This is a genomic window from Tateyamaria sp. (assembly GCF_039945315.1).
Lineage (GTDB): Bacteria > Pseudomonadota > Alphaproteobacteria > Rhodobacterales > Rhodobacteraceae > Tateyamaria.
Genome location: NZ_JBDUXB010000019.1, coordinates 187,452 through 205,726, shown reverse-complemented (window position 1 = coordinate 205,726; position 18,275 = coordinate 187,452). Strand labels below are relative to the sequence as shown.

17 protein-coding genes are annotated in these 18,275 nt (G+C 57.4%); 6 read left to right on the top strand and 11 right to left on the bottom strand.

Features of this window, described 5'->3' with window-relative positions; translation table 11 throughout:
- Positions 1-19 precede the first annotated feature (19 nt).
- From ABJD00_RS05940 to ABJD00_RS05920, 5 genes are all read right to left on the bottom strand, one after another.
- A complete protein-coding gene (locus ABJD00_RS05940) occupies positions 20-319 on the bottom strand; it encodes a hypothetical protein (protein WP_413835238.1) in 300 nt (99 codons plus the stop codon).
- 36 nt (positions 320-355) lie between these two features.
- On the bottom strand, positions 356-901 hold the full coding sequence (locus ABJD00_RS05935) for a sarcosine oxidase subunit gamma (protein WP_413835240.1): 546 nt from the start codon (positions 899-901) through the stop codon (positions 356-358).
- Positions 894-3,827 carry a sarcosine oxidase subunit alpha family protein gene (locus ABJD00_RS05930; RefSeq protein ID WP_413835243.1) on the bottom strand — a complete coding sequence of 978 codons (2,934 nt, stop codon included), beginning with the start codon at positions 3,825-3,827 and terminating at the stop codon, positions 894-896. The genes ABJD00_RS05935 and ABJD00_RS05930 overlap by 8 nt, the downstream gene beginning before the upstream one ends.
- Positions 3,824-4,087 carry a sarcosine oxidase subunit delta gene (locus tag ABJD00_RS05925; protein WP_413835246.1) on the bottom strand — a complete coding sequence of 88 codons (264 nt, stop codon included), beginning with the start codon at positions 4,085-4,087 and terminating at the stop codon, positions 3,824-3,826. Before ABJD00_RS05925 ends, ABJD00_RS05930 begins: the two co-directional genes overlap by 4 nt.
- Before the next feature lie 86 nt (positions 4,088-4,173).
- A complete protein-coding gene (locus tag ABJD00_RS05920) occupies positions 4,174-5,427 on the bottom strand; it encodes a sarcosine oxidase subunit beta family protein (RefSeq protein ID WP_413835249.1) in 1,254 nt (417 codons plus the stop codon).
- Positions 5,428-5,658: 231 nt separating this feature from the next.
- On the opposite strand from ABJD00_RS05920, the gene ABJD00_RS05915 reads away from it, so the two are divergent.
- Positions 5,659-7,368, top strand: a complete 1,710-nt coding sequence (locus tag ABJD00_RS05915; protein WP_413835252.1) for an adenylate/guanylate cyclase domain-containing protein — start codon at positions 5,659-5,661, stop codon at positions 7,366-7,368.
- Positions 7,369-7,398: 30 nt separating this feature from the next.
- Here the strand turns inward: ABJD00_RS05915 and ABJD00_RS05910 are convergent, their stop codons facing one another.
- The gene (locus ABJD00_RS05910; protein WP_413835254.1) at positions 7,399-8,829 is read right to left on the bottom strand and encodes a Glu/Leu/Phe/Val family dehydrogenase; all 1,431 of its coding nucleotides are present in this window, start codon (positions 8,827-8,829) and stop codon (positions 7,399-7,401) included.
- 341 nt (positions 8,830-9,170) lie between these two features.
- Here ABJD00_RS05910 and ABJD00_RS05905 point away from each other — a divergent pair, with 341 nt between their 5' ends.
- Genes ABJD00_RS05905 through ABJD00_RS05895 form a run of 3 tightly spaced genes read left to right on the top strand, consistent with a single transcriptional unit; the run spans position 9,171 to position 11,637 of the window.
- Positions 9,171-10,547, top strand: a complete 1,377-nt coding sequence (locus ABJD00_RS05905) for a pilus assembly protein TadG-related protein (protein WP_413835257.1) — start codon at positions 9,171-9,173, stop codon at positions 10,545-10,547.
- Entirely contained in the window at positions 10,544-11,080 is a 537-nt protein-coding gene (locus ABJD00_RS05900; RefSeq protein ID WP_413835259.1) for a TadE/TadG family type IV pilus assembly protein, read from the top strand. The genes ABJD00_RS05905 and ABJD00_RS05900 overlap by 4 nt, the downstream gene beginning before the upstream one ends.
- The gene (locus tag ABJD00_RS05895; RefSeq protein WP_413835261.1) at positions 11,080-11,637 is read left to right on the top strand and encodes a TadE/TadG family type IV pilus assembly protein; all 558 of its coding nucleotides are present in this window, start codon (positions 11,080-11,082) and stop codon (positions 11,635-11,637) included. The genes ABJD00_RS05900 and ABJD00_RS05895 overlap by 1 nt, the downstream gene beginning before the upstream one ends.
- A gap of 8 nt (positions 11,638-11,645) precedes the next feature.
- On the opposite strand, the gene ABJD00_RS05890 is transcribed toward ABJD00_RS05895, so the two are convergent.
- The 5 genes from ABJD00_RS05890 to ABJD00_RS05870 all read right to left on the bottom strand — a co-directional run bounded on the left by ABJD00_RS05890 (position 11,646) and on the right by ABJD00_RS05870 (position 16,233).
- Positions 11,646-12,137 carry a hypothetical protein gene (locus tag ABJD00_RS05890; protein WP_413835263.1) on the bottom strand — a complete coding sequence of 164 codons (492 nt, stop codon included), beginning with the start codon at positions 12,135-12,137 and terminating at the stop codon, positions 11,646-11,648.
- A gap of 53 nt (positions 12,138-12,190) precedes the next feature.
- A complete protein-coding gene (locus ABJD00_RS05885) occupies positions 12,191-13,135 on the bottom strand; it encodes an NAD(P)-dependent oxidoreductase (protein ID WP_413835266.1) in 945 nt (314 codons plus the stop codon).
- A 74-nt stretch (positions 13,136-13,209) separates the two neighbouring features.
- Positions 13,210-14,184, bottom strand: a complete 975-nt coding sequence (locus tag ABJD00_RS05880) for a membrane dipeptidase (RefSeq protein ID WP_413835269.1) — start codon at positions 14,182-14,184, stop codon at positions 13,210-13,212.
- Positions 14,184-15,011 (bottom strand): NAD-dependent epimerase/dehydratase family protein, encoded by an 828-nt coding sequence (locus ABJD00_RS05875; protein WP_413835272.1) that lies wholly within the window; start codon positions 15,009-15,011, stop codon positions 14,184-14,186. The genes ABJD00_RS05880 and ABJD00_RS05875 overlap by 1 nt, the downstream gene beginning before the upstream one ends.
- Before the next feature lie 16 nt (positions 15,012-15,027).
- Positions 15,028-16,233 (bottom strand): NAD(P)/FAD-dependent oxidoreductase, encoded by a 1,206-nt coding sequence (locus ABJD00_RS05870; protein ID WP_413835275.1) that lies wholly within the window; start codon positions 16,231-16,233, stop codon positions 15,028-15,030.
- 202 nt (positions 16,234-16,435) lie between these two features.
- Between ABJD00_RS05870 and ABJD00_RS05865 the strand changes: the two genes are divergently transcribed.
- Positions 16,436-17,020 carry an ANTAR domain-containing response regulator gene (locus tag ABJD00_RS05865; RefSeq protein ID WP_413835663.1) on the top strand — a complete coding sequence of 195 codons (585 nt, stop codon included), beginning with the start codon at positions 16,436-16,438 and terminating at the stop codon, positions 17,018-17,020.
- Positions 17,017-18,189, top strand: a complete 1,173-nt coding sequence (locus ABJD00_RS05860; RefSeq protein WP_413835278.1) for a CmpA/NrtA family ABC transporter substrate-binding protein — start codon at positions 17,017-17,019, stop codon at positions 18,187-18,189. The genes ABJD00_RS05865 and ABJD00_RS05860 overlap by 4 nt, the downstream gene beginning before the upstream one ends.
- The last annotated feature ends 86 nt before the right edge of the window (positions 18,190-18,275 follow it).

Below are 18,275 nucleotides of genomic sequence, written 5' to 3'. Positions count from 1 at the left end.
CAGAGTCGAGTCCGAAACCCTATTGTTGCAGGCACAACTCGTTCCAACCGGCTCCCAGGTCTTCGTTGCGGATCACCTTCCGCTTTTGCTCGTAGACCCAAGGTGTGATCAAGGGGATGACGTTGTTGTATTTTTCGGGCCATGTGGGCGACTGAGCAAGGATGTGATCCTGTACATCGCGCTCTGCTACCCGTTCCAAACGCGCGGTCTGGATCGCTTTGACGACTTGGGCCTGATAAGCACAGGTCTCTTTCTTGTCTTCCGCAAAAGCGGGCGTCGCAAAGGCAGCGGTGGCAAGGATCAGTGCAAAGCGGGTCATGGCGGGCTCCGGAATATTAGAATCGTTCCTGAGGTTTTAGCTGCGCGACGCGACGCTTTCCATGGCCCTTTCCAGATCGTGAAGCAGAGTGCCAGCCATGGACCGGAACACCATCAGCAAGAAACTGTCTGCGGCAATCCGGGTCACCGATCCGTTCATGTGCTGAATTTGAGTGCGCGCCGTGTGCCCCCGCTTGAAATGGGCGGCGGAGACATCGACAGGGACAACCCGCGCCAGAACCGCCTCCACATCCGCACCCGTCAGGGTCACGCTCGTCCAGGCATCGCTTTGCAGATTCATCGCGGCATACGCGTTAAGGGCTGCATCCGGTTCCGGCCCAGCGAGCATTACCGTGTCTTTACCAAACCAGATCGCCCGCGCACCAGCTTTGCCAGTGGCACGCAGCAGGGCGGGCCATGCGATTCCGTGGGCTGCCTTGAACGCACCGCCCAATGCCTTGGCCTGCCCGGCAAAGGGCGCAATCGAGGTGAGCACGCCCAAATCAACTTCGACCAACGCCACCGTGCCGATAGTCTTTGCCTCCATGCTGTCCAGAGGCGTTTTTGCAATCAGATCAGCCACGGGTGCGCCCTCCTTCCGGGTCAAAGAACACCGGGTCGCACAGTTCCACCCGGGTTTGAATGCCACGCAAATGATCGACCATGTTCAAAACCTCGCCATGCCGGGACAGCCCACTCTGAACAAAGCCAAGCCCAAGGTAGTGCCCAAAGGTCGGTGAGAACGCGACAGATGTCACATAGCCTTGATCATGCGCGCGCACCGGTTCTTCTCCATCGCTGTAGATATGCGCGCCTGCCGTCAGTTGCTTGACTGCACCGACGGGTTTCATGCCGACCAATTGCTCTCGCCCGTCTTCAAGGAAGCCAGGGCGATGTGCCATGGTTTTCCCGATGAAGTCCTTCTTCTGCGACAGCATCCGGCCCATGCCAATATCTTGAGCGCTGATCCGGCCATGGATTTCGGAATGGGTAATAAAGCCCTTTTCAATCCGAAGCACATTGAGCGCCTCCATCCCATACGCGCCACCATTCATCGCCTCGGCCTGCGCAACCAACTGCCGGAACAGCGCATCACCATAGCGCGATGGTACCGCAAGTTCATAAGCGTGTTCTCCCGAGAATGAGATGCGGAACAGACGCCCCCTCACCCCCTGAACGCTGACCGGGCCACAGGCCATGAACGGCCAAGCCTCGCCATCAAGTGTCTCGTCCAATAAACCATTCAGTAGATCGCGTGCCTTTGGTCCGGCTACCGCAAACTGCGCCCACTGCTCGGTCACGGACATAATCCGCACGTCCCATTCCGGATGCAGCGCCTGCGTCACGAATTCGAGGTGCCGCATGACCTGACCAGCCGCCGCCGTCGTGGTGGTCATCACGTAGTGGTTTGGGCCCAGCCGCGCCGTGGTCCCGTCATCCATGACGAAACCGTCCTCACGCAGCATCAGACCATAGCGCACTCGGTTCTCTTTGAGCGTCGAAAACATGTTGGTGTAGACAAAATCGAGCAACTTGGCAGCATCTGGGCCCTGAATGTCGATCTTGCCAAGGGTCGAAACATCACAGACCCCCACTGCCTCGCGAACATAGCCAACTTCCCGGTCACACGACTGGCGCCATGTGGTTTCTCCGGCGGTGGGGAAATAGGAAGGGCGATACCACAAGCCCACCGCGATCATCGGGGCACCCATGCCAACGCTGGCCCGGTGGCTGGTCGTCTTGCGCTCAGGCGCGAACCCGGCACCCTGCGCGCCTGCGCCAAGCGCGGCAAGCGCCACCGGGCTAAAGGGCGGGCGGAAGGTCGTTGTGCCAGTCTCGGGGATACCGCGCCCAGTCGCGTCTGCCAGTAAGGCAAGCGCGGTCACGTTTGAGTTCTTGCCTTGATCCGTCGCCATGCCTTGAGTGGTATAGCGCTTCATATGTTCGACTGAGGTGAAGTTTTCCACTGCCGCCTGTTTGACATCCTTGACGCTGACGTCGTTCTGGAAATCAAGCCATGCCCGCCCTTTGCCCGGTACAGCCCAAAGAGGAGAGACCACATAAGGCGTGTCCTCTGCGGATGGCAAAGCAACGTCCGCGATCGTTATGCCAATTGCTTTCAGGCTCGCTTTGGCGGCCGCTGCCCCTTCGGACAGGCACGCCGCCGTTGAAAACGCACCATTGCACGCGCCCGCCACTTCCATTCCAGGAATGGAGCCCGGGGTCGGGACGAAGCTGGCGATGTCGGCATTCCAAGTGGGCCACCCGTTCATATGACAGGTCATATGCACCGTCGGGTTCCAACCACCTGAGACGGCCAGACAGTCAGTCATGATGTTCTCGACGCCCGCGTTCGTCTGCACGCTGACAGCTTCAAGTCGCTTGCGCCCGGAACTGCCAGACACCATGGCACCAGCAATCACGCGGTAGTCGCCCAGCGCTTTGGCATCCGCACGGCTGTCGATGACGGCTGCGACATGTACACCCGCATCAACCATATCCAGAGCAGTGCGGTGCGCATCGTCGTTGTTGGCAAAGACCGTGACTGCTTTGCCCGGAGCCACGCCCCAACGGTTAAGGTACGCGCGCACAGCGCCCGCGCCCATGATCCCGGGGCGGTCGTTGTTCTGGAAGGCGATGTGGCGTTCGATCGCGCCTGCCGCCAGAACCGAACGCTTGGCGACCATGCGCCAGAAGGTTTCCTTGACCCCGCCCTTGGGCATGTCGGCGACGTGATGACCAACCCGCTCCAACGCGCCAAACGTGCCGCCGTCATAAGCACCCGTGACGGTGGTGCGTGTCATCAGTCGTACATTTTCCATGGCGGACAGGGCCTTTATGGTCTCGGCGGCCCAAAGCGATCCAGGCTTGCCATCCACCTCAAGCGTCTCGGCATTCAAGCGCCCGCCCATCAAGCTGTCTTCATCCGCCAGGATAACCTGTGCCCCGGACTTTGCGGCCACCAAGGCTACCATCAAGCCTGCAGGCCCAGCCCCGATCACCAGCAGGTCACAGAACGCGTAAGCCTTTTCATAGTGATCTTCGTCTTTGACCGGGCCAAGCGCACCCAAGCCTGCCGCGCGGCGGATCGCAGGTTCATAGACCTTTTCCCAGAACGCACGGGGCCACATGAAAGTCTTGTAATAAAAACCAGCTCCCAAAAATGGCGCGGCCAGGTCGTTGACACTCAGCAGATCGAAACCAAGCGAGGGCCAAGCATTCTGCGGACGCGCCTCAAGCCCCTCGTAAACCTCTTGCACCGTAGCGCGCACATTAGGGTCAGTGGCCTCGCCTTTGCCAACGGTGACCAATGCGTTTGGCTCTTCGGACCCGGCGGTCAGAATGCCGCGTGGACGATGGTATTTGAACGACCGTCCCACCATGCACACATCATTGGCCAGCAACGCCGAAGCCAGTGTATCCCCGGCAAACCCGCGATAGGTATTGCCATCAAAGCGAAATGACAGCGACGTGTTGCGGTCTATCAGACCCTTGCCAGCAACCCTCATCCCTTGCCCCCTGCGGCAAGAACCGCGCTCTTCACTTCGTGTGTGACCGTGTTGCGCACCACCTTAAACCACGCGCCGCATCCCGCATCATGGCTCCACAACTCTTCAAAATCGCCGGGCTGATTTTCGCGCAGGTGCAAATAGTCATCCCAAGCCGCTTCGCTCGCATCTGGGGCGGGGCGTTCCAGCATCACGGCCGCCCCCTGATAGTAAAACTCACGCACATCGCGCTCGCCGCAAATCGGACATCGCAGCCGCATCAGACGTCTCCTTGATGGCACTGAGTCCATCTCTTCTCTGATTTATAAAAATCCCCGCCGGAGGCTCCCGTCATCTCAACCATCCTTCAATGCAGGTTATGTTGCGAACCGGTGGACTCTTCGTCCATGATCCCGGCCCCTGTACGGAAACGATCCAGACGGTGTCGCACGGTTGTCTCATGTGGTGTGCCCGTCGCCAACAGGTGTGCAAAAGTGTGGCCCGAAGCAGGAGTCGCCTTGAACCCGCCGTAGCACCAGCCTGTGTTTACGAACAAACCATCGATGTCGGTCTTGTCCATGATGAACGAACCATCCGGAGACATATCCATGACCCCCCCCCAACTGCGCAGCATCCGCGCCTTGCCGATCTGGGGCATGAGGGTCATCGCGGCCTCGGTCACGTGTTCGACCAAAGGCAGGTTCCCACGCGCGGCATAGCTGGAATACATGTCCAGATCGCCGCCAAAGACGAGACCGCCCTTATCGGACTGGCTGATATAGAAGTGGCCCATGCCGTAGGTGACCACGTGATCGAGACACGGTTTCAACCCTTCGGTTACAAAAGCCTGCAGCACATGAGATTCTATGGGCAAACGCATACCCGCCATTGCCGCCACCTGAGACGAGCGTCCTGCGGCCACCATGCCAACCTTCTTGGCGCGGATGGGACCGCGCGTGGTTTGCACGCCTTTGACCACGCCACCCTCGACATCGATGCCTGTCACTTCGCATTGCTGGATCAGGTCCACACCGCGATCAGATGCAGAGCGGGCGAAACCCCATGCCACCGCATCGTGTCGCGCTGTTCCCCCACGCTTGTGATAGAGGCCGCCAAAGATCGGAAAGCGGGTCTGCTCAAAATCGATCATCGGCAGCAGCTTTTTCACACCGGCTTCATCCAGCATCTCGGCATCGTCACCCTGCCCGACCATCATGTTGCCGCGCCGCACAAATGCATCGCGCTGGCCATCCGAGTGCACCAGATTGATGATGCCGCGCTGCGAATGCATGACGTTGTAGTTCAGGTCTTCTTCCAGACCTTCCCACAGTTTGAGCGAGTGAGAGTAGAATTCGGAGTTGCCGGGGAGCATGTAATTGGCGCGCACAATGGTAGTATTTCGCCCGACATTGCCCCCGCCGAGATATCCCTTTTCCAGAACGGCCACATTGGTCAGCCCATGCACTTTCGCCAGATAGTGCGCTGTGGCCAGACCATGCCCACCGCCCCCAATAAGAACAATGTCGTATTCGGCTTTTGGTTCAGGGCTGCGCCAGTGCGGGCCCCATCCCTTGTTTCCTGTCAGCCCCTCGGCAAGGACCTTCAGTCCTGAAAAGCGCATGCGCACCTCCGCTCATGTCATGGCCCTACACCATCAACATCCTTGCAGGTGTAGCAAGAGGGTGCGCGCCGTGCCCGCCCGCTTTTCGACATCGTTGGGTCCATCAGCGACGGTTTGACGCGTATTGCGTACCCTGAGAACACACCGAGCAAAGGCACACGGCCAACCTGATCAAATCGCCTGGCGTTTCTGCGCTGGAATTGGGTCCGGATCGCACCTAAAGTTCGCACAATGACGACCCCAGCACCGCCTCAAACCTCGCGCAAGCTTGCCGCCATTCTGGCAGCAGATGTTGTGGGCTATTCGCGCATGATCGGTGAGGATGAGGCGGCTACGCTTGCAGCTCTGCACGCCTTGCGCAACGAAGTCTTTGGGCCCGTGTTCGCTGACTTCCACGGTCAGGTGGTCAAGAGCATGGGTGATGGTTGGCTAGTAGATTTTGCCAGCGCGGTCGAAGCGGTCAGTGCTGCGATGCAGGTACAAGACCGCCTCAAAGGGCACCCGATGATTTCCCTGAGGATGGGCATTCACATCGGCGACGTGACCCGCAGCGACGGCGAATTGTATGGTGATGGCATCAACGTCGCCGCTCGGCTTGAGGCGCTGGCACCTGAGGCTGGCATTCTGATCTCAGACGCGGTCTTTTCAAGCCTTGATGGAACATTGTCGCCCTCCTTCGAGGCGGCGGGCGCGCAGACCCTGAAAAACATTGCCCGCCCTGTGACCACATGGCTGCGCGCACCGGATGGCGCTGGCGACTTGGCGGCGTCGGAAATGACAGTGCAAACCACCTCGACCCTGCTGGTGCTGAACCTGAGGCCCACTAAGAACAGCGATACGCGCGCAGAAGTGCAGGACATTGCGGATGCGCTAACGGCGGACGTTGGCACGTATTTTGGCAGCATCAACTGGCTGACCACGCAGATCACCAGCGCAGACACGTCCACAGGCTATTTGCTGGTACCAACCTTGCGGGCCCGCGGCGACAGGCTGCGGTTAGAGACGCGTTTGCAAAGTCCGGAGGGTCTGGTGATCTGGACCCACAAGTCCGACAGCACTCTGGACGATGCATTTGACTGGCAGGACGCTGTCGTCTCAGAAATCGCCGACCACAGCATCGGGATGATCCTCGAGGCGGAAACGTCACGGATCATGGCCATTCCGGACGACAAGCTCACGGCTGAACAATGCATGTTGATGGGGATCATGGCGTGGCGTGACTTTTCGCTCGATTCCTTTGTTCACTCCGCTGCGTTTCACGACCGCGCGATCAAGACCAAACCGGATTTGGCAGATGCCCATGCCGAAGGGTTGATCGTACTGATGGCCGCACGGACCATGACCAGCAATCCGGCCATCCTGCCTTATCTTGCAAAAGTGCCTGATTGGGTCGAAGCGGGCCGGCCACTGGCAGCAGGTCACGCCATGCTGACCCTAGCCATCGCCATCACGACCTATGTCGAGGATCAGCGCGTGATACCGTTAAAAGACGCGGTTGCCCAAACGCTAAGGTTTGCCCCGTTTGACGCCCGTATTCTCAGCTTTTGTGGGTGGGCAAATCTTTGGTGTGGACAGGCGCAAGATGCCTATGACTGCTTTATCAAATCATTGGAGTTTGGGCGGCTTGGCGCATTTTATGTGGCCTCGATTGGCGGGGCTGCATCCGCCAGTCTGCAATTGGGGCGCGACGACGAAGCATTGGACCATGTCGAAAAGGGTCTGAAACTGTCGGACACCTATCCGACCTTTTACGGAGTCAAAGCTGCAGCTCTCGCCAATCTGGGGCGGATTGACGAAGCGCGCGAGGTTTTGGCCCAGTACCGCAAGCTGGAGCCGGACCGGACAATCAAGAATTGGCAGGCGACCAACAATTACGCCAACTCAGAGGGCGGCAAGCGATACTTTGCAGGATTGCGGTTGGCTGGGTTACCCGAAGGGTGAGGCCGGTGAAACAACTGGCCCCTTCAATGTTCAGAGCCCTTTGGCGCGGTAGCTATCCGCAACCTTGCTAATGGCGACCAGATAAGCAGCCGTGCGCAAGTCATCCACGTCTCCGCGTTCGTGCCAAACGCTTGCCATCGACTGATAGGCCGTGCGCATCGTGTCATCTAGGCCTGAGCGAACCAGTTCCAATTCACCCGCACCGCGCAGGTACTTCGTTTTGAAGTTGGGACTCAACTCCCAACCGATACCGCTGTCAGAACTCAGCCGTTCGAGTTCGTCGATGATCAACTGGTGGCGGGCCTCTTCCTGACGGCGTTGCATCCGGCCAAAACGGATATGGGACAGGTTCTTGACCCACTCGAAGTATGACACGGTGACACCACCGGCGTTGGCGTACATGTCCGGAATTATCACTGTGCCCTTGCTGCGCAAAATTTCATCCGCGCCTGCCGTCACTGGGCCATTGGCTGCCTCGATGATCAAAGGCGCGGTCACCCGTTCCGCGTTTGTGCGGTTGATCACCCCTTCAAGGGCCGCCGGGATCAGGATGTCACAGTCCAGTTCGAGGACCGACGCGCCATCTTCCACATATGTGGCCCCCGGATAGCTCGCCACTCCTCCGTGCCCGGCGATCCAATGGCGAATGGCATCTACATCTAGTCCATTGCGATCGGTCAGCGCGCCGTCCCTTTCGATTATGCCAACAACTTTGCAGCCATCTTCTTCGCTTAGGAACTTGGCCGCGTGATAGCCAACGTTACCGAGGCCCTGCACCACAACCGATTTACCGTCGAGTGTGCCGGTCATCCCGGCTTTTTTGACGCCATCTGCATCACGGAAGAACTCTTGCAGTGCGTATTGCACGCCACGCCCGGTCGCTTCTGTCCGGCCCTGAATACCGCCCGCATTTGTTGGCTTGCCCGTGACACAAGCGGTGCCATTTATGTCGGTGGTGTTCATCCGCTTATACTGGTCTGCGATCCACGACATCTCCCGCTCACCAGTGCCCATGTCCGGCGCAGGTACGTTTTGAGACGGGTTGATCAAGTCTCGTTTTATCAGTTCATAGGCAAAGCGGCGAGTGATCAGCTCCAACTCAGTCTCGTCATATTCGCGCGGGTCGATGCACAGCCCACCTTTTGAGCCGCCAAAAGGGGCCTCCACCAGTGCGCATTTGTAGGTCATCAGTGCAGCAAGCGCCTCAACTTCGTCTTGATTGACGCCAGTTGCGTAGCGAATACCGCCTTTGACTGGTTCCATGTGTTCTGAGTGAACGGACCTGTATCCGGTGAACGTCTTTAACTCGCCCCTCAGACGGACCCCAAAGCGCACAGTATAGGTTGCATTACAAACACGTATTTTTTCCTCGAGTCCTGGGGACAGGTCCATCAGCGCAACAGCCCGATTGTACATGATATCCACGCTTTCGCGAAACGTCGGCTCTTTGGGGGTGTTCATGGAAGTATTCCTTGTTTGAGCACAAAATGGCCAGAAATGCGGCCTATCATCAGACTATGACGGTTCCGCATCTTACTGCCAACTTTTTGTGCAAATTGTGTAAGCACCCGCATAGGTTGGGCCGCAAGACCAATAGGTTAACACTTCGTAAACAATGCCTTGCTGTCGACCCGATTACACACGGTCGCACCCTAAAGATCACACAGCTTTCGCCCTTTTGCCCGAATTCGGACACATTCCGAGCGCACACCCGATGTTGGACGACCACGCCCTGGGGGCGACAGATCGTATAACAGGTAAGGTGTATCATGCGTATGGACACGACTTCGAGATCAGCATCCATGGCCGCGCTTAAAGGCAGCGCCACACGGTTTGCGCGCGATGAGAGCGGTACGATGACGATGTTCGCCATCATGATGTTGATGATGATGCTGCTCGTCGGCGGGATTGGTGTTGACCTTATGCGCAACGAAATGGAACGCACACGGGTGCAAGCTACTGTCGATCGGGCCGTGCTGGCCGCTGCCGACCTTGACCAGACGCTGGAACCAGAAGCGGTTGTAAACGACTATTTCGAAAAGGCGGGGATGTCCGAATACCTGACATCTGTGACCGTTGATCAAGGACTGAACTACCGCACGGTGACCGTGCAAGCCAGAACCACAACTCCCACCCAGTTCATGCGCCTGATGGGCGTCGACGAACTCACCGTACCCGCCAAGGGCCAGGCCGAAGAAAAAGTTGCAAACGTCGAAATCTCAATGGTGCTCGACATCTCCGGCTCGATGGGGCGCAACAGCAAAATGGAGAACCTGCAGGACGCAGCGAAGACGTTCGTCGATACGGTGATCCGTGACGAAACTGAAAACCTGATTTCTATGTCGCTGATTCCTTACACCGCACAAGTGAACGCTGGCTTCCCGATTTTCGACGAATTGCTGACAAACCACGTGCATGACTTTTCGTACTGCGTGGACTTCGAGATCGAAGACTTTGACTCGACCACTCTGGATTTTGGCAAGACATACGAGCAGATGCAGCACTTTGAGGCGAGCTCTGGCTATTCATACCCGATCGACAACCCTGGTTGCCCCGAACAGGATTTTGAAGAAATCCTAGCCTATACGCAGGATGCCGACTTGCTTAAGGGCCGGATCGACCAATATCGCGCACGCGCGAACACCTCGATCCACCTTGGTATGAAATGGGGCGTCGCTTTGCTCGACCCCAGCTTCAAGCCAATCACACAGGCGCTGTCGCTGGATAACCGGATCGATGCGAACTTTTCCAACCGCCCGGCCGCCTATGACGACGATGAGACGCTCAAGACGCTCATTCTGATGACGGATGGTGAGAACGTTAATACAGTCCGCATCCAGCCCTGGTACTACGCCCAGCCAAGCCACTATGTGCACTGGTCGCGCTACCCTCTGTACTGGTACCTCAACAACTATGTGGGGGGCAGCTGGAACAACTGGCGCTACACCAAATACACGTCTTCTCAGGCCGACGATATGCTGGAAAACATCTGCGATGCCGCCAAGGATCAAGGGATTGTCGTCTGGTCAATAGGCTTCGAGGTCACGAACCATTCCGCCGGTGTTATGGAAGACTGCGCCTCTTCACCAAGCCACTTCTTCCGTGTCGAAGGTGTGGAGATCAGCGATGCCTTTGAATCCATCGCCAAACAAATCAACCAACTGAGGCTGACACAATGATCCGCAACGCCACAAAATTCCTGCGCCATTTCGGGCGCAAGGAAGACGGGCAGATGATGGTCGAATTCGCCCTCGCCGTGCCTCTTCTCTTTACGCTCTTCATGACGTCGGTCGAAATGGGCATATATTCGCTGCGCCAGAACTTTCTGGACCGGGGGTTGGACATGGCCGTGCGCAATGTGCGCCTGAACACTGGGGCCAACTATACGCACAGCGATGTAAAACAGATGGTCTGTGACTTTGCGGGTTTCCTGACGGATTGCGACAACGCACTCAAGCTGGAGATGAACCCGATCAACCCACGTTCGTTCACTGGCTTTGCAGGCTCCGCCGATTGCGTGGACGTTTCCCAACCGGTCACACCATCCCGTTCGTTTGTACACGGTGCTGAACACCAGCTGATGCTGTTGCGCGCATGCTATGTATTTGAACCCGTCTTCCCGACCACTGGAATGGGCTACGCCTTTACCAAAGACGGAACCGGCCGCGCCAAAATGGTGTCGCTGTCCGGATTTGTACAGGAGCCAGGATAATGACCCTCATGCGCGACTTTTTTCGCTCGTTCCGTAAGGACGAACAGGGCAGCATCTCGGTCGAACTCGTACTGATCTTGCCCGTTCTGTTCTGGGGTTATCTGTCGATGTTCTCGATATTTGACGCCTATCGCCAACACTCGCTAAATCAAAAAGCGGCCTACACGCTCGGCGACGTTATCTCGCGCGAAACAGCCCCCATTGATGACGGGTATCTCAATGGATCTCGGGAGATGTTGGCGTACTTGACGGCAAACGAAGACACTGACGTGGCCTTACGCGTCACCAGTGTGACCTATGACGCCGACACAGACGAGTACAAGAAATACTGGTCAAAGAACAAAGGCTGGATGCCAGCGTTGAGCGACGAAGCCATTCAGGCTTTGAGTGAGGATCTCCCGGTGATGCCTGACAATGAAACCGTTGTGGTTGTTGAGACGTTCGTGAAATACGACCCGCCGTTCAACACAGGTCTGCAAACGCGCGAAATCCACAACTTTGTTTTCACGCGGCCACGCTATGCACCACAAGTCCTGTGGGATGACGGATCATCCTAACCTACGGGTCAGTCTATACCGCGCTCAGCTAGCAGATTGGCGATAATCTCGGCCATGAATTTGGCCTCATGTGCTGGGGTCATTCCGCCCACACCGATCCGCGAGCCCAAAGACCACCAAAGCCCGGGGCGCCATGCTCTGGGTTTTCTTTTGTTCAGGCGCATCAGGAACCCGTTTGAAGGCTTAAAGGCGAACATACCTCGGTCGAGACCCGTAACCTCGTCGATGCGCGCCAGAACCACCCCGGCCGTGTCGCGCAACTCGTCCCGGGTCAATTCTAACGAAACGGCCGTCGCGCGCCGCATTAGCTCGGCGATCCAGATCGCCCCTCCACCCAGCGCAAGCAGGAAAATCTGCCAGCCCAGTTCAGGGGGCTGCACGATGGCGACATAGATCACCATCAACGACAGGATCCACAAAGAACCTATACCTAGTATGCGCCGCCCGGGAGAGGCTGTGATCGTCGCAAGGACTGTGTTTGGGTCTTGATCGTTCAGCATCTGACGCACCTAGCCCGCAGTTTGCCTGCTCACAAGGGCTATCATTGAGGCCTTCACCGCCGCACGATGACTTCGCCACCCACTTCTTCGGGTTCGTCGTCGAACATTTCCGACGGAAAGCCCGGCGCGGTGACATCAAGGCCGGTCGCCTCTTCGAGCCGTTTGATGATGTTTGGCGACAATTCACGCGGTCCAAATCGCGCAATTCCATCCTGAAAGATATCGATCAGCAGGGGGTTAAGCTCCAGCGGCACCCCGGCCCGGTCTGCCACGTCCTGAAACAGACCAATGTCTTTGGCCACCAGATCCATGGTGAAAGAGATATCGCGGCTGCCGTTTAGGATCACCTGTCCTTCGGTTTCGTGCACAAACGAAGTGCCCGAACTGATCGCCATCGCCTCATAGGCCACTCCAAGGTCCATGCCTGCGCCCTTGGCGACGGTCAGGGCCTCAGCCACGCTGACCAGATTGGCGGTGGCAAGGAAGTTCGTCAGTACCTTCAACACCGACGCGCTGCCCAAATCACCGGTGTGCAGCACGCGGCGGCCCATGGTTGTCAGCAACGGTAGGATGCGTTCGAATGTGGGACGGTCACAGCCTGCAAAAATCGCGATGTTGCCGGTGTCTGCGCGGTGACACCCGCCAGAAACAGGGCAATCGACCGCAGCCCCGCCTGCTGCGATGACTTGGGCAGCGATGCGTTTGACTTCAGCCTCGTCTGTCGTGGACATTTCCATCCAGATTTTCCCGGGACCAATATGAGGTAGCATTTCCTCCATCACTGCAGCCGACGCAGCTGGGCTGGGCAGGCAGGTGATGACTGCATCGCAGGTCTGCATCAGATGGGCCGGGCTTTGGCCGTCTGTGGCACCATCCGAAACTTTTTGCGCGACAAAGTCCGCATTGAGGTCATGCACAGCGACGTCGTGCCCGTTGCGCAGTAGACTGCCCGACAGTTTGCCACCAACGTTGCCGAGCCCAATAAATCCGATTTTCATGGGTGTGTTCCTTTGTGTCTTTTCGCCAGACAACTGAGACAGGCTTCCTTTGTCCGTTCTGTTTACGACGTCGCTCATGGGCGCGGCGAAAAATTCTCGGAATAAAAGCGATACCAGTTGCCACCCATGATCCCGGCAACGTCTTCAGCATCCATACCTACAGCGCGCAGCCCGTCTTCAATGTTGCCAAAGTCGCGGTTGTCGCGGAACCAATCTGGTTGGGGCGGGAAGCCCGGCGCACTGGCAGAGCCCTCACCATAGTCGATCTCTTTGCTCCATCGACCCACACGCATCCATTCAACGACGCTGTCAGGTTGATCCAGGCAAAGGTCTGAACCAATGCCGATCTTATCCGTCCCATATCGTTCCGCCGTGCGCGCGACCGCCTCGCAAAACGATTGCAATGTGCAGTTCGATCCATCCTTGAGATGATGCGGGTACAACGAAAAACCCAACATACCACCATTTTCAGTAACGGCACGGATCACATCGTCGCGCTTGTTGCGCAAGGCTGGGTGCCAGTCGTGGGGATTGGCGTGGGTGATGGCGATAGGACGTTCCGAGATGTCCGCTGCCTCAATGGTAGACCGGTCTGCCGAATGGCTCATGTCCACCACCAAGCCGACCCGGTTCATTTCCTTGATCACCTGTCGGCCCATACGTGTGATGCCTGTGTCCTCTGCCTCGTAACACCCGGTCGCGAGCAAGGACTGATTGTTGTAGGTCAGCTGCATAAACCGCGCACCCAATGTGTGTACGATTTCGACTAAGCCAATATCGTCTTCAATTGGGCTGGGGTTTTGAAAGCCAAAGAAGATCGCTGTTTTTCCAGCCGCTTTGGCCGCATCTATGTCGGTGGCCACCAAACCCTTGGTGATCAGGTCAGGGTAGAGTTCAAACCAGCGGTTCCATGCCTCAAAGTTTAGCACGGTTTCACGGAAATTCTCATGATAGGCGATGGTGACGTGAACAGCGTCTACGCCCCCTTCACGCATCTGGCGAAACACCTTTTCCGACCAGTTGCAGTATTGCAGGTTGTCGATCCGCATCAGTCGTCTTTTTTCAGGTTCAGTGCGGACATCGCACTTTTGCCGAGCTCGATCCCAGCAAACGGGCCGCCGTGGCGGTAGTGCGAGGGGTTTTGTGGATCAAGCGGTTCGCAGTTTGCATAGATTTCTTCGGCAAACTGTTCAGCGTTGTCTTGCGGACGGTAGCCAAGATGTGCGGCTCCAGAGTTATCTACAGGCGCGCGGTCGTTATCGGAGATGCCATAGATGATTGAAAACCCGGTGATCGGAGTATCGATAGCCCGTTTCACAAGGCGGATCATATCAGGATAGCTGAGCCAGCTGCCCACGGCACGCGGGTTGGTGACGTCGGCGCAGGAATATATGCGCAGGCAGACGGATTCGAGTCCGCGCTTTTCCCAGTACATGCGTCCCAGATCCTCGGCAAAGCATTTGGCCAACCCATAGAAAGTGTCGGGGCGGTGTGGCACATCGATGCCGATGTGTTCGTTTTTGGGGTACATGCCCACCGCGTGTATCGACGACGCATAAACGACGCGGCGCACTCCGTGGCGATATGCTGCCTCCCAAACATTGTAGGCCCCGACGAAGTTCGGGCCGAGCAATTCTTCGAAAGGTTTTTCATCCACGACGGCGCCAAAATGAATGACCATGTCGGCCCCTTCCAGAAGGGGACTGACGGCGGCCATATCGGCGATGTCGGCCTTTACATAGGCTTCGTTGGCGGCCAGTTCCTCGACGCTGTCCACGATATCCGTCGATACCAACTCATCGCACATTGCAGCCAACACCGGACGCAGACGCGACCCAAGGCTGCCTGCTGCACCCGTCAGAACCAGTTTCTTCATTTGTACGCCCTTTTTCTCAGATCACTGCTTTTTCAAGGATCGGACGGCTTTGCACAACCCGGTCATAATGGAATGGAGTCAGATCCAGCGTGCGGTAGGCGCCATGAGTCAGCCATTCGGCCGTCCCTCGCCCCATCGCCGGAGACTGCTGTAGCCCATGCCCGGAGAAACCGTTCAGAAAGAAGAAATTGCTTATTTCGGGATGTGGGCCAGTGATCGCGTTGTGATCCAGCGTGTTGGTGGCGTAGTGCCCGGCCCATTCACTGGTCACCTTAATCGCCTCAAACTGGGGGATGCGCATGGCGAGGATCGGCCAGACATGCGTTTCAAACAGGCTGTGGTCCATCGCAAAGTCATCCGGATCAACAGCAGGATCAACACTCGCGTGCCCACCACATTGATAGGTGCCCCCGCCATTCTCACGGACATGCACGCCCGAAGGATCAATGGTCAGTGGTAGGTCGCGGTCCAGCGGATTCTGGGCCGAGAATACCCAGCTGAACCGTTTGCGCGGTTCTACGGGAACACTAATACCCGCCATTTGAGCGGTCCGCGCGGCCCTTGGCCCCGAGGCGTTGACCACTTGCCCGCACGCGATCACTTCGCCACTGGCCAGCGTAACGCTGTCCACACGGGTGCCCGCGGCGTTCACAGTGATGTCGACGACTTCGTTCTCTACATATTCCACGCCCCGCTCGCGCGCTTGCCTGCGCCACGAGTCAAAGATCGCGGCGCCATCAAAATACCCTTCATTATGGGTGTTGATCGACCCCAACACGATGTCGTCGACATTATAGAAGGGATAGGCAGCCTTGATCTCGTCCGGTGACAGCAGCTGCGTCTGCGTGCCTGCGGCATGCTGCACCTCGGCATTGCTGCGCAGGGTGTCGGCAAAGGTGTCCGTATCGGCCAGATACATATAGCCAAAATTGCGGATTTTGAGGTCCGGCATGCGGTCATCCCCGCCCATATGTTGTCGTGCGTTCTGAATGAACTCCGCTCCGAATTGGCTAATCCGCACGTTGAGTTCAGTTGAAAACTGCTGACGGATGCAACTGTTGGTGTGGGCGGTGGAGCAGTTCGCATAACTCATGTCCCGCTCGATCACGAGAACGGAACCGTCAAAGTCAGTTGTATTGGTCAAAAACCATGCTGTTGATGAGCCCATCATTGCACCGCCAATGATGATGACATCGTAAGTGTCGTTTTTTGGTATTGCCATCTGCATCAGTTCGCCCAACGTTTTGTTCGCCCTGCTCACCTTGGGGGCAAAAAGCGACCGATACCAGATACGATTTTTAAGGCGCCCAACAATCAGGCAGCGCGCCTGAAGTTGCATCTTTTGGTGAGCGGCACGCAGCCAAACATGATCCAAAGTGTCATCGCGACGTTGGCAGCACACGCCGTCTGTCGGACCGACGGTTGTGGCCAGTGATATGAAAATAGCAGTTGTTGAACCCGACCCGGAGCGCGCGCGAGAGATCATTGATGCGCTCACGGAAGACGGCTGGGAAGATGTCGTCGTTTTGGGCGATGTGATTGGGCTGGCGCGAAAGTTGAGCGCATTGAACCCTGACCTCGTCTTGATTGATCTGGCCAACCCCAGTCGGGATGCGCTTGAACAGGTCAGCGCAGCTTCGGATGCGCAAAGCCGACCCGTCGCGATGTTTGTTGACCATTCCGATGACGAGATGACCCAAGCCGCCGTGACAGCGGGCCTGTCAGCCTATGTGGTTGGCGAATTGCAGCCCGAGCGTATCAGGCCTGTGCTGAAAACCGCCATCGCCCGGTTCCAGATGATGAACCAGATGCGGCTGGAACTGGAGGCCGCGAAACAGGCATTGGTAGACCGCAAAACGGTCGACCGGGCCAAAGGTATGATTATGCGCGCGCGCGGAATTGGCGAGGAAGAGGCATATGCACTGCTGCGCAAGACGGCGATGTCTCAAAATCGCAAAGTCATAGATGTCGCTCAGGCGTTGCTGACGGCGTCGGACCTTCTGTCATGAGCACGACCTTATTGAATTGCGGCTATGTCCCGCTGGTGGACAGCGCCCCGCTGATCGTTGCGCAAGAACTGCGCTTTGCTGCGGATGAGGGGATCGAGCTGAACCTCTTGCCGCAACCCTCCTGGGCGGCGCTCCGCGATTTGCTGGCGCTGGGGCATCTAAATGTCGCGCATATGTTGTCGCCGATGCCGACGGCCATGTCGCTGGGTCTGAGTGGACCACCGGCGCAAGTAGACGCACTGATGGTGCTGTCGGCCAATGGGACGGTGATTGGTGTGTCGTCCATGATGGCCGACGCGATGCGTGCAAAAGGATGGCATGGGGGCTTTACCGATCCCGAAGCAACTGCTCCACCCATGCTCGAAGCCTTGAACCGACCCTTGCGGGTGGGCGTGCCCTTTCCCTTTTCGATGCACCGGTTGCTGTTTGAATACTGGATCAGGCATTCAGGCGGGGCCCCGGACATGCAGATCATTACGACTCCGCCGCCTTTGATGGCGGACGCCGTTTCCTCTGGCGAGTTGGATGTGTTTTGCGTCGGAGAACCCTGGGGGTCTGTGGCTGTCAGCGCTGGTGTAGGCGAATTGATCCTACCTGGCGTGGCCATCTGGGCGCAGGCCCCCGAAAAGGTCCTCGCTGCCCGGCGCGTTTGGATCGACGACAATGCCACCTCGGTATCTTGCCTGATGCGGGCAGTGTCACGTGCTGCGCGCTGGCTGGATCAGCCAGAAAACCGGGTGCTGGCCATCGAAATCCTTGCACGGAGTGCGCATCTGAATCTCCCAGTCTCTGCGGTGGAGCATGCTCTGGCCGGTCGGTTTGCAACGCGAGCTGGTGGCCCGCCGGTGCACGTGCCAGACTTTGTCCGGTTCTTTGACCGCGCCACCAACTTCCCATGGCGAAGTCAGGCGGCGTGGATCGGCGAACAGATCAGCCACCTGACTGGCATTGACCGTTCTCACGCTATTGAAGTGGCCCAAGGAACGATGAGGCCTGATTCTTACCGGATGCATTTGGGGCCATTGGGCGTCGATATGCCGGGTGCGTCAGCCAAAGTTGAGGGAGCGTTGGCCCACTCCACCGCAGTCGCGTCCACTAAAGGGCAGATGATTCTTGGGCCGGATGCTTTCTTTGACGGCAAAACCTATGATTTTACGCCCGTAAAATGATGAATTCTTGAGCATTCGCTGCATTGCAGAATAAAAACGCAGTGAATCACCAAAACCTTGTTGTCCGGTAACTTCAGCGAACGCTA

Excerpts from the sequence above, each read along its gene's own strand:
- ABJD00_RS05940 (WP_413835238.1), bottom strand. The coding sequence starts at position 319 with ATGACCCGCTTTGCACTGATCCTTGCCACCGCTGCCTTTGCGACGCCC.
- ABJD00_RS05930 (WP_413835243.1), bottom strand. The coding sequence starts at position 3,827 with ATGAGGGTTGCTGGCAAGGGTCTGATAGACCGCAACACGTCGCTGTCA.
- ABJD00_RS05925 (WP_413835246.1), bottom strand. The coding sequence starts at position 4,087 with ATGCGGCTGCGATGTCCGATTTGCGGCGAGCGCGATGTGCGTGAGTTT.
- ABJD00_RS05920 (WP_413835249.1), bottom strand. The coding sequence starts at position 5,427 with ATGCGCTTTTCAGGACTGAAGGTCCTTGCCGAGGGGCTGACAGGAAAC.
- ABJD00_RS05915 (WP_413835252.1), top strand. The coding sequence starts at position 5,659 with ATGACGACCCCAGCACCGCCTCAAACCTCGCGCAAGCTTGCCGCCATT.
- ABJD00_RS05910 (WP_413835254.1), bottom strand. The coding sequence starts at position 8,829 with ATGAACACCCCCAAAGAGCCGACGTTTCGCGAAAGCGTGGATATCATG.
- ABJD00_RS05905 (WP_413835257.1), top strand. The coding sequence starts at position 9,171 with ATGGCCGCGCTTAAAGGCAGCGCCACACGGTTTGCGCGCGATGAGAGC.
- ABJD00_RS05900 (WP_413835259.1), top strand. The coding sequence starts at position 10,544 with ATGATCCGCAACGCCACAAAATTCCTGCGCCATTTCGGGCGCAAGGAA.
- ABJD00_RS05895 (WP_413835261.1), top strand. The coding sequence starts at position 11,080 with ATGACCCTCATGCGCGACTTTTTTCGCTCGTTCCGTAAGGACGAACAG.
- ABJD00_RS05890 (WP_413835263.1), bottom strand. The coding sequence starts at position 12,137 with ATGCTGAACGATCAAGACCCAAACACAGTCCTTGCGACGATCACAGCC.
- ABJD00_RS05885 (WP_413835266.1), bottom strand. The coding sequence starts at position 13,135 with ATGAAAATCGGATTTATTGGGCTCGGCAACGTTGGTGGCAAACTGTCG.
- ABJD00_RS05880 (WP_413835269.1), bottom strand. The coding sequence starts at position 14,184 with ATGCGGATCGACAACCTGCAATACTGCAACTGGTCGGAAAAGGTGTTT.
- ABJD00_RS05875 (WP_413835272.1), bottom strand. The coding sequence starts at position 15,011 with ATGAAGAAACTGGTTCTGACGGGTGCAGCAGGCAGCCTTGGGTCGCGT.
- ABJD00_RS05870 (WP_413835275.1), bottom strand. The coding sequence starts at position 16,233 with ATGGCAATACCAAAAAACGACACTTACGATGTCATCATCATTGGCGGT.
- ABJD00_RS05860 (WP_413835278.1), top strand. The coding sequence starts at position 17,017 with ATGAGCACGACCTTATTGAATTGCGGCTATGTCCCGCTGGTGGACAGC.